General features: G+C 53.3%; 15 protein-coding genes. 8 read left to right on the top strand and 7 right to left on the bottom strand.

Annotation, left to right across the window (positions count from 1 at the left end; genetic code table 11):
- Window positions 1-46 precede the first annotated feature (46 nt).
- The 4 genes from RY075_RS18630 to RY075_RS18615 form a co-directional block, all read right to left on the bottom strand.
- The gene (locus RY075_RS18630; RefSeq protein ID WP_032610071.1) at window positions 47-919 is read right to left on the bottom strand and encodes a manganese catalase family protein; all 873 of its coding nucleotides are present in this window, start codon (window positions 917-919) and stop codon (window positions 47-49) included.
- 17 nt (window positions 920-936) lie between these two features.
- Entirely contained in the window at window positions 937-1,443 is a 507-nt protein-coding gene (locus RY075_RS18625; RefSeq protein WP_003862853.1) for a ferritin-like domain-containing protein, read from the bottom strand.
- Between the two features lie 62 nt (window positions 1,444-1,505).
- Complete coding sequence (locus tag RY075_RS18620) at window positions 1,506-2,003, bottom strand: ferritin-like domain-containing protein (RefSeq protein WP_003862851.1); 498 nt, start codon at window positions 2,001-2,003, stop codon at window positions 1,506-1,508.
- 90 nt (window positions 2,004-2,093) lie between these two features.
- Window positions 2,094-2,282: a general stress protein gene (locus RY075_RS18615; protein WP_022651794.1), complete on the bottom strand. Its 189-nt coding sequence runs from the start codon at window positions 2,280-2,282 to the stop codon at window positions 2,094-2,096.
- Window positions 2,283-2,735: 453 nt separating this feature from the next.
- On the opposite strand from RY075_RS18615, the gene yjdI reads away from it, so the two are divergent.
- On the top strand, window positions 2,736-2,966 hold the full coding sequence (gene yjdI / locus RY075_RS18610; protein ID WP_003862849.1) for a 4Fe-4S mono-cluster protein YjdI: 231 nt from the start codon (window positions 2,736-2,738) through the stop codon (window positions 2,964-2,966).
- 10 nt (window positions 2,967-2,976) lie between these two features.
- Window positions 2,977-3,249: a GNAT family N-acetyltransferase gene (locus RY075_RS18605; RefSeq protein ID WP_003862848.1), complete on the top strand. Its 273-nt coding sequence runs from the start codon at window positions 2,977-2,979 to the stop codon at window positions 3,247-3,249.
- 33 nt (window positions 3,250-3,282) lie between these two features.
- Here the strand turns inward: RY075_RS18605 and RY075_RS18600 are convergent, their stop codons facing one another.
- Both RY075_RS18600 and RY075_RS18595 read right to left on the bottom strand, forming a co-directional pair.
- Window positions 3,283-4,512, bottom strand: a complete 1,230-nt coding sequence (locus RY075_RS18600; RefSeq protein ID WP_003862847.1) for an amino acid permease — start codon at window positions 4,510-4,512, stop codon at window positions 3,283-3,285.
- Window positions 4,513-4,627: 115 nt separating this feature from the next.
- On the bottom strand, window positions 4,628-5,092 hold the full coding sequence (locus RY075_RS18595; protein WP_022651793.1) for a multidrug/biocide efflux PACE transporter: 465 nt from the start codon (window positions 5,090-5,092) through the stop codon (window positions 4,628-4,630).
- Window positions 5,093-5,193: 101 nt separating this feature from the next.
- Here RY075_RS18595 and RY075_RS18590 point away from each other — a divergent pair, with 101 nt between their 5' ends.
- The 3 genes from RY075_RS18590 (at window position 5,194) to RY075_RS18580 (ending at window position 8,333) form a co-directional block, all read left to right on the top strand.
- Window positions 5,194-6,060: a LysR family transcriptional regulator gene (locus RY075_RS18590; protein ID WP_003862845.1), complete on the top strand. Its 867-nt coding sequence runs from the start codon at window positions 5,194-5,196 to the stop codon at window positions 6,058-6,060.
- A 92-nt stretch (window positions 6,061-6,152) separates the two neighbouring features.
- Window positions 6,153-7,331: an acetyl-CoA C-acetyltransferase gene (locus RY075_RS18585; RefSeq protein WP_302378148.1), complete on the top strand. Its 1,179-nt coding sequence runs from the start codon at window positions 6,153-6,155 to the stop codon at window positions 7,329-7,331.
- 318 nt (window positions 7,332-7,649) lie between these two features.
- Window positions 7,650-8,333, top strand: coding sequence for an oligogalacturonate-specific porin KdgM family protein (locus tag RY075_RS18580; protein WP_003862842.1), 684 nt, complete (start codon window positions 7,650-7,652; stop codon window positions 8,331-8,333).
- A 187-nt stretch (window positions 8,334-8,520) separates the two neighbouring features.
- On the opposite strand, the gene RY075_RS18575 is transcribed toward RY075_RS18580, so the two are convergent.
- Entirely contained in the window at window positions 8,521-9,696 is a 1,176-nt protein-coding gene (locus RY075_RS18575) for an oligogalacturonate lyase family protein (protein WP_045895014.1), read from the bottom strand.
- A gap of 300 nt (window positions 9,697-9,996) precedes the next feature.
- On the opposite strand from RY075_RS18575, the gene kduI reads away from it, so the two are divergent.
- The 3 genes from kduI to RY075_RS18560 all read left to right on the top strand — a co-directional run bounded on the left by kduI (window position 9,997) and on the right by RY075_RS18560 (window position 13,386).
- Window positions 9,997-10,833 carry a 5-dehydro-4-deoxy-D-glucuronate isomerase gene (gene kduI, locus RY075_RS18570; RefSeq protein WP_003862837.1) on the top strand — a complete coding sequence of 279 codons (837 nt, stop codon included), beginning with the start codon at window positions 9,997-9,999 and terminating at the stop codon, window positions 10,831-10,833.
- 63 nt (window positions 10,834-10,896) lie between these two features.
- Window positions 10,897-11,658 carry a 2-dehydro-3-deoxy-D-gluconate 5-dehydrogenase KduD gene (kduD, locus tag RY075_RS18565; RefSeq protein ID WP_003862835.1) on the top strand — a complete coding sequence of 254 codons (762 nt, stop codon included), beginning with the start codon at window positions 10,897-10,899 and terminating at the stop codon, window positions 11,656-11,658.
- 312 nt (window positions 11,659-11,970) lie between these two features.
- Window positions 11,971-13,386 (top strand): sugar porter family MFS transporter, encoded by a 1,416-nt coding sequence (locus RY075_RS18560; RefSeq protein ID WP_003862834.1) that lies wholly within the window; start codon window positions 11,971-11,973, stop codon window positions 13,384-13,386.
- Window positions 13,387-13,413 lie beyond the last annotated feature (27 nt).

Raw genomic sequence — 13,413 nt, 5'->3', positions numbered from 1 at the left:
CGCACAAGGCATTGCCAGACAGCCTCAGGCTGCCTGGCAAAACCGGTTACGGTTTTTTCTTACCTGCGCCAAGCTCGGCACCGGTAAGCGGATCGGCGTTAGGGTCGGATTTCGTACGTGCGCACATCGCTTTGACCAGCGTTTCCTGCTCTGTCGTGAGCGTTACGCTTGCGCCGCCGTCACCGCCATCGACCGCGGGCTGAGGAGATTCCACGTAGTCGAAGTGCTTATCGCTGTTCCAGCTACCGCGAACTTCTCCCCCCTCAGACATATTGTAGTACTTATTAGTGTACTCTTCGATTGGCGGCAATTTACCCGGTGGGAAATTGTTACGGATCGACTGGAGCGCCTTCTCAAATGAGAGCTGGTGTGCTGCCTCACGCGTCATTAAAAACGCCAGCGCATCTTTAACACCCGGATCGTCCGTTACGTTAATAAGCCGTTCGTAGATAATTTTGGCGCGCGCCTCGGCCGCAATGTTAGAGCGCAGATCGGCGGTGGGCTCGCCAATAGTATCCACATACGCCGCCGTCCATGGTACGCCCCCGGAGTTGGTCAGTGGAGTACCGCCGCCGTAGAGCAGGGAGGTGATATGACTGTCGTTGCCGTTCTCGGTCATGGAACGGTACAATTCCGCTTCATTTTCAACGCCTTCCGCCAGTTCACCTTTCGCACCCTTATTCAGCATACCCACCAGGGTGCCGATGATTTCCAGGTGACTTAATTCCTCGGTCGCGATATCCATCAGCATATCTTTACGACCGGGATCGTCGTCGCTCAATCCTTGCGTAAAGTAACGACATGCCGCGGCAAGTTCGCCCTGTGGCCCGCCAAACTGCTCAAGCAGAAGATTGGCCAGGCCCGGATTCGGTTCGGCTACGCGTACCGTGTATTGCAGCTGTTTTACGTGTCGAAACATAGTTTCTCCCTCTTTCGTTATTTTTTCGCTTCAACACCGTCCGCATCGGAGCGCAGCAGGAACTGTTCCGTCGTCTGTGGAATATGCTGGAGCAGCCAGTCAGCCATCTGGCGCTCTTCTTCCAGAATGGACTCAATGGCAGGAATGGAGGCAGTATCGCCCGCTTGTTTGGCCGCAGCCAGCAGAGAGGTGTAGCAGGCAATTTCAAACTGCTCAAAAACGTAGCCGCTGATGGAGCCTTTAACAATTTCGTCGGAAGGGAACATGCCGCCAATGGACTGGCCGAGCGCCGCCATTTTGCTCATGGAATCTTTTATGACCGAACGGGAAATATCATTGCGGTCGAGAATTTCTTCCAGCACGGTAATTTGGTGTTTAGTCTCATTAACGTGTTGTTCAATTCGTGCACGTAAGTCGGGATAATTATCAATACGGCTGGCCATAGATTCCAGCATGGATTCGGCTTGCTTTTCCATCGCATGGGCATCGCGTAGCCAATCATGGTAGTGTTCTACATGATTCATAATTAACTCCTGTGATTTATTATCTGGTTAATTTTTGTTGCTGATGCTCATCAAATTAATATTTATCCTTTCTGGGCTTTTTGATTAATATTGCCGACAGCCAGATCGGTTAATTTGAGATCGGTTTCTTTTTCTTCTTCCAGCGTTTCGGCAAGAAGTTTAACGGCTTTTTTATAGCCTAATTGTTCAGCCAGGGTGGCCAGGGTGCCGTAGCTGGCAATCTCGTAATGCTCGACTTTTTGTGCTGCGGCAATTAATGCAGCGTCACGCACTTCATTTTTCTCAGTGCTCTCAATAACTTCGTTGGCTTCTTCAATTAAGCCTTCCATCGCAACGCATTTCATGCGCTTCAGTTTGAGGCCGGATTCCTGCTCAATAATCTGATCGATACGCTCGATTTGTCCCTGAGTCTCTTCGAGGTGGGCCGTGAACGCGGCACTCAACTTCTCGCTGGATGCGGCGCGAGCTAACTTGCTTAGAGCGCGGGTCAGCTGCTTCTCAGCGCTGTAGGTGTCGGATAACAGGTGAATAAATACATCTTCAACAGTTTTCATATTCATATTTTCGCTCCAGTGAAATAAAGGGAAGGTACTGCGAGCCGACGGGCCCGCAGCATGCTCTCGGTATATTTATAAGAGCTTTAAATAAGATCAGGAGTTATCAGATTTACGGCCTCCGCCGTGACTGTTCTGGCCCCCTTTCTTACCCGCTTCAGATGCGCGTTGCGGATCGTTTTTGAAATTACCGCCGCTGTGCTGGCCGCCTTTACGTCCAGCTTCTGATGCCTTTTCACGGTCTTCAGCGAAATTACCGGAACCACCACGATGTTGCTCTGCCATATATCAACCCTCATGTTGCGTTTATGTCAGGAGATACGATAAGTAATTCGTATCAGTTGTCGTTCAGGAATTAACATTAGTCGTTATGTGAGAAGAGTCAAATTTCATGTCTGGGTTGTTTTGCGGTAATTTTGCAGGTGTTCAGGAAATACCGCTTCGTTACGAACTTTAAAAACGGACGGTAAATCCACTGGTTAGGGAGAAATAAATCTGGATGTTGGGAGTTCGCTTAGCTAATAATCCTAATGTGAACGTGGCGTGAATTATTACAAGAGTTGACACAACGCAAAAATATATCGTCGCAACGGGCGCTTCTGTATTCGGAATAATCTTAAGTGTCTGGCGAAATAACGTGTTGAAAAGAGGGTGGCCAAACCTCGTTTTTGACGTGGTCAGGCGGATCGGCTGAGGGTATGCTTCTTTTGTCACCACAATAATTACAGAGGCAATATCATGGATCAGGAGCTACTGGATGCGGGGTACCGGGCCTACACCGGTGAGAAAATTGATGTTTACTTCAATACCGGGATCTGCAAACACTCGGGCAACTGCGTGCGCGGCAGCGCGGCGCTGTTCGACCTGAAGCGTAAACCATGGATCGCGCCGGATGAAGTAGATGCAGAAACGGTTGTGCGCGTAATTGATACCTGCCCGAGCGGTGCGCTGAAGTACCGCCAAAAATAAGTGAGGAACCATGGAAATTCTTGAAGGCCATAACAAGTTTTACGTCAACGACGCCGAAGGCAATCAGGTAGCGGAGATTGTCTTTGTCCCAACCGGCGAGCATCTGAGCATCATTGAGCACACCGATGTAGATCCAAGCCTGAAAGGGCAGGGTGTGGGTAAACAGCTGGTGGCGAAGGTGGTAGAGAAGATGCGCGGGGAGAACCGTAAAATTATCCCGCTGTGTCCGTTTGCGAAGCATGAGTTTGATAATACGCGGGAGTATGACGATATTCGGGCGTAAAACAGATGCCCGGCATTGCGCCGGGCAGCACACTCAACCGACAAACATCACCGACACACACAGCACACCTACAATCAGCGTCAGCAGGTTACCGATGGAGCGGTACGGTTTTAACGACGGGATCAGGTACGTCGACAGCGTCGGCATGATGAAAAGGATCATGGCGATAAGCGGACCGCTGATAGCGTAAATCATTGAAATGGCGTTCGGGTTGATGCAGCAGACCGCAAAGGTAATCAGCGACACGCCGAGAATAGAAACCGCGCGGTTAAAGGCGCGGCTTTTCTTCACACCCACCTGATTCAGCGACGATTTCACAATTTCCGTTGCCCCTTCAATCACGCCAAAATAGGTGCCGAGGAACGATTTCGACATCGCAATAATCGCCACGATAATGCCGGAAATGCCCAGCCATGCCGGGGACGAAGGCATCATCGACAGCGCGGACAGGATCGTCACCCCTTCCTCTTTTGCCGCCACGATATACGACGGTGGAATCGAAAGCAGGCAGCTGAACACAAAGAACAGCACGCTGAGGCAGATGATCAGATACGCCACTTTCATGATTTTTTTGCATTTACCCATCGCCTCTTCACCGTATTTCTCGCGACGGTCTACGGCGAAGGTCGAGATGATCGGAGTATGGCTAAAAGCGAAAACCATCACCGGGATCGAAATCCACACCTGGTGCAGCGTATGCTGGTCGAAGGCCATCTGGCTGGTCAGCAGCGACGGCTGCCAGCTGCCCGTCAGATACAGCGAGACAAACAGGAAATAGGCGATCAGCGGAAAGACAAGGAAACCCATCACCTTAATGGTGATGTGCCGCCCCATCAGGAAGATCAGATTCAAAATCAGCACTACGCCAAAGCTCACCAGCATCCGCATGCCGGTATCCACCGTCATCCGTTTCGCCAGCTGTTCAGTGAGTGAGTTGGTTATCGCCACCGCGTAAATCAGAACTACCACAAAGAAGGCCACAAAATAGAGTGTGGTGATCAGGTTGCCGATCTTTTTGCCGTAGTAATGCGAAACGGCACCGGTGATCCCTTCGTTGCCTTTCGTCTTCGACGACAGAATAAATTGCGCCAGCGCTTTATGCGGCCAGTAGGTTAAGGGATACGCCACAAGGGCGGTGATCAGCAGGACAATCGCGCCAGCAGAGCCGAGCTGAATGGGCAAGAACAGGGTTCCTGCGCCCACGGCAGTGCCGTAGAGGGCGAAACTCCAGAGAGTCTCTTCTTTTGACCAAATTTTCGACATTAGAGCAACGTATCAACTATAAAACGAACAAAAAGGAGTGCAATTTACCATAATTATGCGTTGAGGTCGCCGTTGCTTCGCAGGGGTGGGCCGGAGCAGGTCTCCGGCCGGAAGGTTATTCGCTTGCCAGGGCGCGGCGTTGCTGGCGGCGCTTGATGATTTTCTCCCGCAGGGTGTCGTACGCCCAATTGTAGAGCATGGTGTACGGCAGGAAGAACAGGAAGAAACCAATTTCCAGCGTAAAGGCCTGGAGCAGCGTCACGCCCAGCACGGCGGCAACGATGGTTACGCCAATCACAATAAAACCGCATTCAAAACCCAGCGCATGCAGGGCGCGCACTTTCGCCGTGCGCTTCACCCGCTGGACGGGCCAGAAACGGTCGAAGCCAAAGTTATAGATAATGTTCCAGAGCATTGCCGTGGTCGCCAGAATTATGGTGAGACCCCCCATTTCAACCACCGAGCGCTGCATTAGCCACGCGGCCGTCGGGGCGAGGATCGCCGTAGCAATGCCTTCAAAACAGACGGCATGGAAGATCCGCTCCGGCAATTTACGTTGGAGTGCATCCTGATGTTGCATATTTACCTCATATTGACGCCAGTATGGGCGTTGATGCGGTCTATTCTTATCGTTTAAGGTGATATATAAAAGATGGTATCCATCGATAAAGTAGATACATCATGCGTTATTCTCCCGAAGCACTGACCGCGTTTGTTGAAACTGTCGCCGCAGGTTCGTTTTCTGCTGCGGCACGGCGGCTGCGTAAAAGCCAGTCCACCATCAGCACCTCCATCGCCAACCTTGAAGCTGACCTTGGCTTTGAACTGTTCGATCGCTCGGCGCGTCACCCGGTGTTGACCGCCCAGGGTGAACAGGTGCTGGGCTATGTCCAGTCGATACTCGCCGCCAGCGCGCGCCTGGATGAGCTGGCCGTATCTTTAACCGCGCAAACGGAGGCGCGTTTTACCTTTGTTCTCTCCGATACGCTTAACCCGGCCGTGCTGGAACAGATGATGAGCCAGTTCGACCAGCGTTTTCCGCACACGGAATTTGAGTGCCTGATTGGTGAAGAGGAGGACGTGATCGATCTGCTGCAAAAGGAGCGGGCGCAAATTGGCCTGACGGAAGCGCGCGACAGCTACCCGACCGATATTGGCGCGACCCGTCTGCCTATGCAGACAAGGATGGCTATTTACGTTTCTGCCGGACATCCTCTGGCAGGGCAACATGAGACGCAGGCGGACGAGCTGCATGGCTGGCGCGAGCTGCGGCTGAGTACCTATCTTGAACGGGAAGCGCCCCTTGCGCGCGGGCCGGTCTGGTCTGCGCCGAATTACCTGTTACTGCTGAGTATGGCGGTACAGGGCTTTGGCTGGTGCGCGTTACCCTGCGCGCTGGTCGACGAATTTGCCGCGTCGAAATCGCTGGTGCAGCTGAACGTGCCGGGCTGGCCGAGGTCGATTGCCATCGATCTGGTATGGAACAAACGAACCCCGCCCGGCGTCGCCGGAAGCTGGCTGCGCCAGTACTTGCAGGACGCACGATAATCCTGTGACTAAACTCACTAATTTTAAACATTTGCGTCAATTGTTGATAACAATCCTCTACTATCGTCATGTCATTTTGCACAGAGGTCGTGATGAAAGATGTCGTTATAGTGGGTGCGTTACGTACGGCTATCGGCTGTTTTCAGGGAGCGCTTGCGCGTCACTCTGCGGTTGATCTCGGCAGCGTGGTGGTAAGAGCGCTGGTGGAACGCAGCGGGATTGCCGCACATGAAATTGATGAGGTGATCCTTGGCCAGGTGCTGACCGCTGGCGCGGGACAAAACCCTGCGCGCCAGGCAGCGCTGAAGGGGGGCCTGCCCAATACCGTTTCGGCAATTACCATCAACGACGTCTGTGGTTCAGGTTTGAAAGCGCTCCATCTTGCGACGCAGGCCATCCAGTGCGGTGAAGCGGACGTGGTTATTGCCGGCGGGCAGGAGAATATGAGCCGCGCCCCGCACGTCCTGACCGACAGCCGGACCGGCGCGCAGCTCGGGAACAGTCAGCTGCTTGACAGTCTGGTTCACGACGGGCTGTGGGACGCCTTCAACGACTACCATATGGGCGTAACGGCGGAAAACCTGGCGCGGGAATACGGTATCAGCCGCGAGCTTCAGGATGCATATGCCCTCAGCTCACAGCAAAAAGCGCGTGCAGCGATCGACTCCGGGCGTTTTCGCGATGAAATTGTCCCGGTCAGTACCCAGCGCCAGAACGGCGAAGCGCTCATCGTCGATACCGACGAGCAGCCGCGCACCGATGCCAGCGCAGAAGGGCTGGCAAAACTCGATCCGGCCTTTGAAACGCTCGGTTCTGTAACGGCAGGCAACGCCTCATCCATTAACGACGGTGCGGCGGCGGTGATGATGATGAGTGAAAGCAAAGCCCAGGAGCTGGCGCTGCCGGTGCTGGCGCGCATCAAAGCGTTTGCCAGCGTGGGTGTTGATCCTGCGTTAATGGGGATCGCCCCGGTCTATGCCACGCGCCGCTGCCTGGAGCGGGCGGGCTGGGACCTGAGCGATGTGGATCTGATTGAGGTCAACGAAGCCTTTGCTGCACAGGCGATCTCGGTCGGGAAAATGCTGGAATGGGATCCGCTGCGGGTCAACGTCAACGGCGGTGCAATTGCGCTGGGTCATCCCATTGGCGCCTCCGGCTGCCGCATTCTGGTGTCGCTGGTCCACGAAATGAAAAAGCGTAACGCCCGAAAAGGGATCGCAACGCTCTGTATTGGCGGAGGGCAGGGGGTGGCCCTGGCTATCGAACGGTAGTTTCCCCTCTCTGTGCACAGAAAACCTCCCACGGGAGGTTTTTTTGTGTCCGCAGAATCCTTTTTTAACACTTCTGCGTTCTTTCTGAAGCCCGCAATAATTATTGCGCGGTTAATTATTTGCTTTGTGAAGTGCTTAATGTGATCTTCCCCCTGAAATTTACGGTTAATGCCCTTTTTTTGTTGATGGGGTTCACGTCGATCTTTGCCAAAAAAAATGAAACAAATAATTTCGATCCTTGTCACTAAAATAACGGTGCATAAAAAATAAACTCAAGTTTCATAAAAACGAAACGTTATTTTAATTGAGGGTTTTTTCATGTTTAAGAAATCTCTGCTCCTTGCTTCCCTTATTAGTGCCTCTTTTGCGGCTAGCGCCGTTACCGTCGATCTGCGTCACGAATATATTGACAGCGGCTCGAATGCCGACCGTGTTGCCGTCTCGCACCGCTTTGATAATGGCTTCGGTTTTTCAGTCGAGGCGAAGTGGAAATCAGGCGGGGACAAGGCAGATCAGCCATTCGCGGATGTAGTGGGGAACGGTCACGAAGATCAGATTAGCTGGCGCTGGAAAGCGACAGACAATATCGCCCTGACCCCTGCGTTTACGATTGAAAGCACAGACAGTCGCACCATTTATAAACCGAATCTGCATGTGCAATATAGCTTCGATAATGGCTTCTACGTGGCTGCGCGTTACCGTTACGAATATACTCGCTACCCGTCAAGCTCAAATAAGGACGATGATAAAGTTAACCGTGGCGATGCGTGGGTCGGTTGGGTATTAGGTGACTGGCGTACCGAGCTGAACTATGTTTACGCGAAAAGTTCTGAAGGCGTGGCCCGAAATAATAATAAAGATTATTCCAACGAATATAACGCCAAGCTGGCCTACAAATGGGATAAAAACTGGGCACCGTATGTGGAGGTGGGGAACGTGGGGGTTAAAGACACGGACGAACGCCAGACCCGTTTCCGTTTAGGTGTGGCGTACTCCTTCTGATAATTCAGTTCCTTCGCTAAAAACCGCCGGGTGGCGCTAACGCTTACCCGGCCTACACATTCTTTCCAATCCATTTTTTCGTAGGCCGGGTAAGCGAAGCGCCACCCGGCAAAAAGCGCCGCGCAATCACCCAAAAAAAAGCCCTCCGAATCGGAGGGCAAGGCCAGTTACAGAAACACTAACTCATTCAGGCATGCAACATTTCAGGTTGCTCGGGGAGTTTCGCGATATAGAGGGCCGGTTTGCCGTCTTTATCGGAACTGTACAGCACCGCTTTTTCGTCCGGCGTGAAGGACGGATGCGGGTGGGTTACCTGGCGGCTGTTCGCCACCGTAGCCCATGAGGTGTCATGACGGGCGATGCGGTAATAAGCTTTCTTCGCCACGTCAAAGGCATACAGATAAGGATCGTTATCAATGGTGTAGCCGCCGGTGTCTTTCACGTCAACAGGCGTACCGGAACCGTCGCCAACCAGCATGCTGCCGTCAACGTTGCTCATCAGATGTGAACAGGCGGGCATGTTCATTACCGCTTCATTCACGCCGGTGTCCGGGTTGAAGCGGGAGATGGTACGCCCTTGCTGACCTTTCAGATAAGAGACGTAGATCAGCGCGGACCCGTCGGGCACCCAAAATTCATGTGTACAGCTTTCACCTTCCGCGTGCGTTTTCACTTTCCGCACGTTGCTGCCATCTTCGTTGACCAGCCACATGCGGGCGTCGACCAGGTCGTGCGGCCCTTCATGACAGAAGGCCACGGTATTGTCATCGAACGGGCGATAAATCGGATGTCCCAGCCAGATCTTCTCGTCATGAATGGTGGTGCTTTCACCCGTTTTCAGATCAACGCGCAGCAGGCGGCAGTGCGGCCCTTTGTGGAAGAAGTCGTGGAAAATTTTCCAGTCGTTGAGTGGCGTCCAGTCACGTCTGGCAATCTCAATACCCACCAGTTTGGTGCAGTCGCTGTTCGCGACCCAGGTGCCGTAGCCGACCCACTCTTCCGGAACGCGGTACACTTCGCGCTCTGCCAGCGTCTGTAAATCCACCTCCAGCAGGGTGCGATCGTTCTTCACATAGTAGAGGGATTTATCGTCCGGAGAGAGGAACCCGCCAAAGGTATTATCGCCCGCGCCTTCGGTCAACTGTACCGCTTCGGCGTTTTTCAGATCCAACAGGTAATAGTTCCAGTGACCGTCGAACTCCCCGGCGAACAGCAGGTGGCTGCCATCGTTAAAGAAGCACTTCTGGTAAAAGTAGTTGCGATGACAGGTTACTTCCGGTGGGGTCAGGCGGGTGACTTCCACGCCTGTATCCGGATCGCGGCTGACCTCATAGTTCAGCTTGACCCGCATACCTTTAGCCATAATGCACTCCTTTGAACGCGTAATGTAGGTTGAAAACTAGGTGATAAATTATCAAAACGTTGTTTCATTATTTGTGACTGACAGCGCACTTTCTCATTTTCATTAACCAGATTGAGGGTCTTAAAGATTTATCGTGATCGAAACACCATTTCTGGCATAAACAGGCAGGAAAAATGAAACGTTGTTTTAAATGTAATTGAAAACCCCGTTGTCAGGGGATAATATGTGTTCATCACTAAAACGGAACGTTGTTTCGTTATTTATATTTGCCTTCGGGCACGATCAATTCTGGAGGTTTACGTGGACGTCAGACAAAGCATCCACAGTGCGCACGCTAAAATGCTGGATACTCAGGGGCTGCGCAGTGAGTTTTTAGTTGAGCAAGTGTTCGAAGCCGACAAGTACACCATGGTCTACAGCCATATTGACCGCATTATTGTGGGCGGGATTATGCCGGTGGCGAAAACCGTCTCCGTGGGCGGTGAAGTGGGCAAACAGCTGGGCGTGAGCTACTTCCTCGAACGCCGTGAACTGGGCGTGATTAACATCGGCGGGCCGGGCACCATTACCGTCGATGGCCAGTGCTACGAAATTGGTCACCGCGACGCGCTGTACGTCGGCAAAGGCGCGAAAGAGGTGGTGTTCGCCAGCATTGATGCCAGCAAACCGGCGAAGTTTTACTACAACTGCGCCCCGGCTCATACGACTTACCCAACCAAAAAAGTCACGCCAGCGGACGTTGCCCCGGTGACCCTTGGCGATAACCTCACCAGCAACCGTCGCACCATCAACAAATACTTTGTTCCGGATGTGCTGGAAACCTGCCAGCTCAGCATGGGGCTGACCGAGCTTGCGCCGGGCAACCTGTGGAACACCATGCCGTGCCATACCCACGAGCGCCGCATGGAAGTCTACTTCTATTTCAACATGGATGAAGACGCCTGCGTGTTCCACATGATGGGACAGCCGCAGGAGACGCGCCATATCGTTATGCACAACGAGCAGGCAGTCATTTCGCCGAGCTGGTCCATCCACTCTGGCGTGGGAACGAAAGCCTATACCTTTATCTGGGGGATGGTCGGTGAAAACCAGGTCTTTGATGACATGGACCACGTCGCTGTTAAGGATCTGCGCTAGTCGCAGGCAGTTAAGCATACATCTGCCTGTTGCTGACAGGCGCTGAACGATTAAGGAACAAACATGATTCTGGATGCATTTTCTCTGCAAGGTAAAGTGGCTGTGGTTTCCGGTTGTGACACCGGGCTGGGGCAGGGTATGGCGTTAGGTCTGGCGGAAGCGGGCTGCGATATCGTCGGGATTAACATCGTTGAGCCAACGGAAACCATCGAGCGCGTCACCGCGCTGGGCCGCCGTTTCCTGAGCCTGACCGCGGACCTGCGCAAAATCGATGCGATCCCTGAGCTGCTGGATCGCGCGGTGGCGGAGTTTGGGCATATCGATATTCTGGTCAACAACGCCGGCCTGATCCGTCGTGAAGACGCGATTAACTTCAGCGAAACGGACTGGGACGACGTGATGAATCTGAACATCAAGAGCGTGTTCTTTATGTCCCAGGCGGCTGCGAAGCACTTCATTGCTCAGGGGAAAGGTGGCAAGATCATTAATATTGCCTCCATGCTCTCTTTCCAGGGCGGCATCCGCGTGCCGTCTTACACCGCATCGAAGAGTGCCGTGATGGGCGTGACCCGTCTGCTGGCGAACGAGTGGGCGCAGCACAACATCAACGTCAACGCGATTGCGCCGGGCTACATGGCCACCAACAATACCCAGCAGCTGCGTGCGGATGAAGAGCGCAGCGCGGCAATCCTGGAGCGTATTCCAGCGGGTCGCTGGGGTCTGCCGAGCGATCTGATGGGCCCGGTTGTATTCCTGGCGTCCCCGGCTTCGGACTACATTAATGGCTACACCGTTGCCGTAGACGGCGGCTGGCTGGCACGTTAAGTCAGCCCGAATAAAGAACCTCTGCCCTCGTGTAGAGGTTTTTTTTGCGCCAAAATTGGCTTTATCCATATCCATAAAGATGAAAAATCCATACTGAAAAGGAATGAATGACGGGTGTCACACATTTATTGCTTAAATATTAACTAATTAATCAAAAATAAGGTTAAACCATCCTGATTTGAAATTGTAATGTCCATCACAGATCGGTGTGTCGTAGCGAAATAATCCATATCTTCACCATTTCCGGCCTGACACTTTCTTCCGGTATCTCGTAATTTCACTTAACGAATTTCGCTGTTGAGGCAGGAAACAATGACATCTGTAAATGACTCTACCCTTATGCCCGCTGCGCTGCGCGATACCCGACGCATGAACCAGTTTGTTTCTGTTGCGGCCGCCGTAGCCGGTTTACTGTTTGGTCTGGATATCGGCGTTATCGCGGGCGCACTGCCCTTTATTACCGACCACTTTACGTTAAGCAACCGCCTGCAAGAGTGGGTGGTGAGCAGCATGATGCTGGGTGCGGCCATCGGCGCACTGTTTAACGGCTGGCTGTCGTTCCGTCTCGGGCGCAAATACAGCCTGATGGTCGGGGCGATCCTGTTTGTTGCTGGCTCTCTTGGTTCGGCGTTTGCCACCAACGTTGAAGTGTTGCTGCTTTCCCGCGTGCTGCTGGGCGTGGCGGTAGGTATCGCGTCCTACACCGCGCCGCTTTACCTCTCCGAAATGGCGAGCGAAAACGTGCGCGGGAAGATGATCAGCATGTACCAGCTGATGGTGACGCTCGGTATCGTGCTGGCGTTCCTGTCGGATACGTACTTCAGCTACAGCGGCAACTGGCGGGCAATGCTTGGCGTGCTGGCGCTGCCTGCGGTGCTGCTGATTGTGTTAGTCATTTTCCTGCCGAACAGCCCGCGCTGGCTGGCGCAAAAAGGGCGTCACGTGGAGGCGGAAGAGGTGCTGCGCATGCTGCGCGACACGTCTGAAAAAGCGCGTGAAGAGCTGAACGAAATCCGCGAAAGCCTGAAGCTGAAGCAGGGCGGCTGGTCCCTGTTTAAGGCGAACCGCAACGTGCGCCGCGCGGTGTTCCTCGGCATGCTGTTACAGGCGATGCAGCAGTTCACGGGGATGAACATCATCATGTATTACGCCCCACGCATCTTTAAAATGGCTGGTTTTACCACCACCGAACAGCAGATGATCGCCACGCTGGTGGTGGGGCTGACCTTTATGTTCGCCACCTTTATCGCGGTGTTCACCGTCGATAAGGCTGGACGTAAACCGGCCCTGAAAATTGGCTTTAGCGTAATGGCGCTCGGCACCTTGATCCTTGGTTACTGCCTGATGCAGTTCGATAACGGCACGGCGTCAAGCGGCCTCTCCTGGCTCTCCGTTGGCATGACCATGATGTGCATCGCCGGTTACGCGATGAGCGCCGCACCGGTGGTGTGGATCCTGTGCTCTGAAATTCAGCCGCTGAAATGCCGCGACTTTGGTATCACCTGTTCCACCACCACCAACTGGGTGTCGAATATGATCATTGGCGCGACCTTCCTGACGCTGCTGGATGCGATTGGCGCGGCAGGCACCTTCTGGCTCTATACGGTGCTGAACGTGGCGTTTATCGGCGTGACATTCTGGCTGATCCCGGAAACCAAAGGCGTGACCCTGGAGCATATTGAACGCAAGCTGATGAAAGGGGAGAAACTACGTAATATCGGCGTGTAATGTCATTGCCGGGTGGCGCTTCGCTTA

This window comes from Enterobacter sp. JJBC, from assembly GCF_036936505.1.
Taxonomy (GTDB): Bacteria; Pseudomonadota; Gammaproteobacteria; order Enterobacterales; family Enterobacteriaceae; genus Enterobacter; species Enterobacter hormaechei_C.
Note: the sequence above shows the minus strand (reverse complement) of the source record. Positions and strands in the feature narration are given on the sequence as shown.

What these genes read in the sequence shown, in the direction of transcription:
- RY075_RS18575 (WP_045895014.1), bottom strand. Translation starts at nt 9,696, where the DNA reads ATGGCTAAAGGTATGCGGGTCAAGCTGAACTATGAGGTCAGCCGCGAT.
- RY075_RS18580 (WP_003862842.1), top strand. Translation starts at nt 7,650, where the DNA reads ATGTTTAAGAAATCTCTGCTCCTTGCTTCCCTTATTAGTGCCTCTTTT.
- kduD (WP_003862835.1), top strand. Translation starts at nt 10,897, where the DNA reads ATGATTCTGGATGCATTTTCTCTGCAAGGTAAAGTGGCTGTGGTTTCC.
- RY075_RS18590 (WP_003862845.1), top strand. Translation starts at nt 5,194, where the DNA reads ATGCGTTATTCTCCCGAAGCACTGACCGCGTTTGTTGAAACTGTCGCC.
- RY075_RS18595 (WP_022651793.1), bottom strand. Translation starts at nt 5,092, where the DNA reads ATGCAACATCAGGATGCACTCCAACGTAAATTGCCGGAGCGGATCTTC.
- RY075_RS18620 (WP_003862851.1), bottom strand. Translation starts at nt 2,003, where the DNA reads ATGAATATGAAAACTGTTGAAGATGTATTTATTCACCTGTTATCCGAC.
- RY075_RS18560 (WP_003862834.1), top strand. Translation starts at nt 11,971, where the DNA reads ATGACATCTGTAAATGACTCTACCCTTATGCCCGCTGCGCTGCGCGAT.
- RY075_RS18630 (WP_032610071.1), bottom strand. Translation starts at nt 919, where the DNA reads ATGTTTCGACACGTAAAACAGCTGCAATACACGGTACGCGTAGCCGAA.
- RY075_RS18615 (WP_022651794.1), bottom strand. Translation starts at nt 2,282, where the DNA reads ATGGCAGAGCAACATCGTGGTGGTTCCGGTAATTTCGCTGAAGACCGT.
- RY075_RS18600 (WP_003862847.1), bottom strand. Translation starts at nt 4,512, where the DNA reads ATGTCGAAAATTTGGTCAAAAGAAGAGACTCTCTGGAGTTTCGCCCTC.
- RY075_RS18605 (WP_003862848.1), top strand. Translation starts at nt 2,977, where the DNA reads ATGGAAATTCTTGAAGGCCATAACAAGTTTTACGTCAACGACGCCGAA.
- yjdI (WP_003862849.1), top strand. Translation starts at nt 2,736, where the DNA reads ATGGATCAGGAGCTACTGGATGCGGGGTACCGGGCCTACACCGGTGAG.
- RY075_RS18625 (WP_003862853.1), bottom strand. Translation starts at nt 1,443, where the DNA reads ATGAATCATGTAGAACACTACCATGATTGGCTACGCGATGCCCATGCG.
- RY075_RS18585 (WP_302378148.1), top strand. Translation starts at nt 6,153, where the DNA reads ATGAAAGATGTCGTTATAGTGGGTGCGTTACGTACGGCTATCGGCTGT.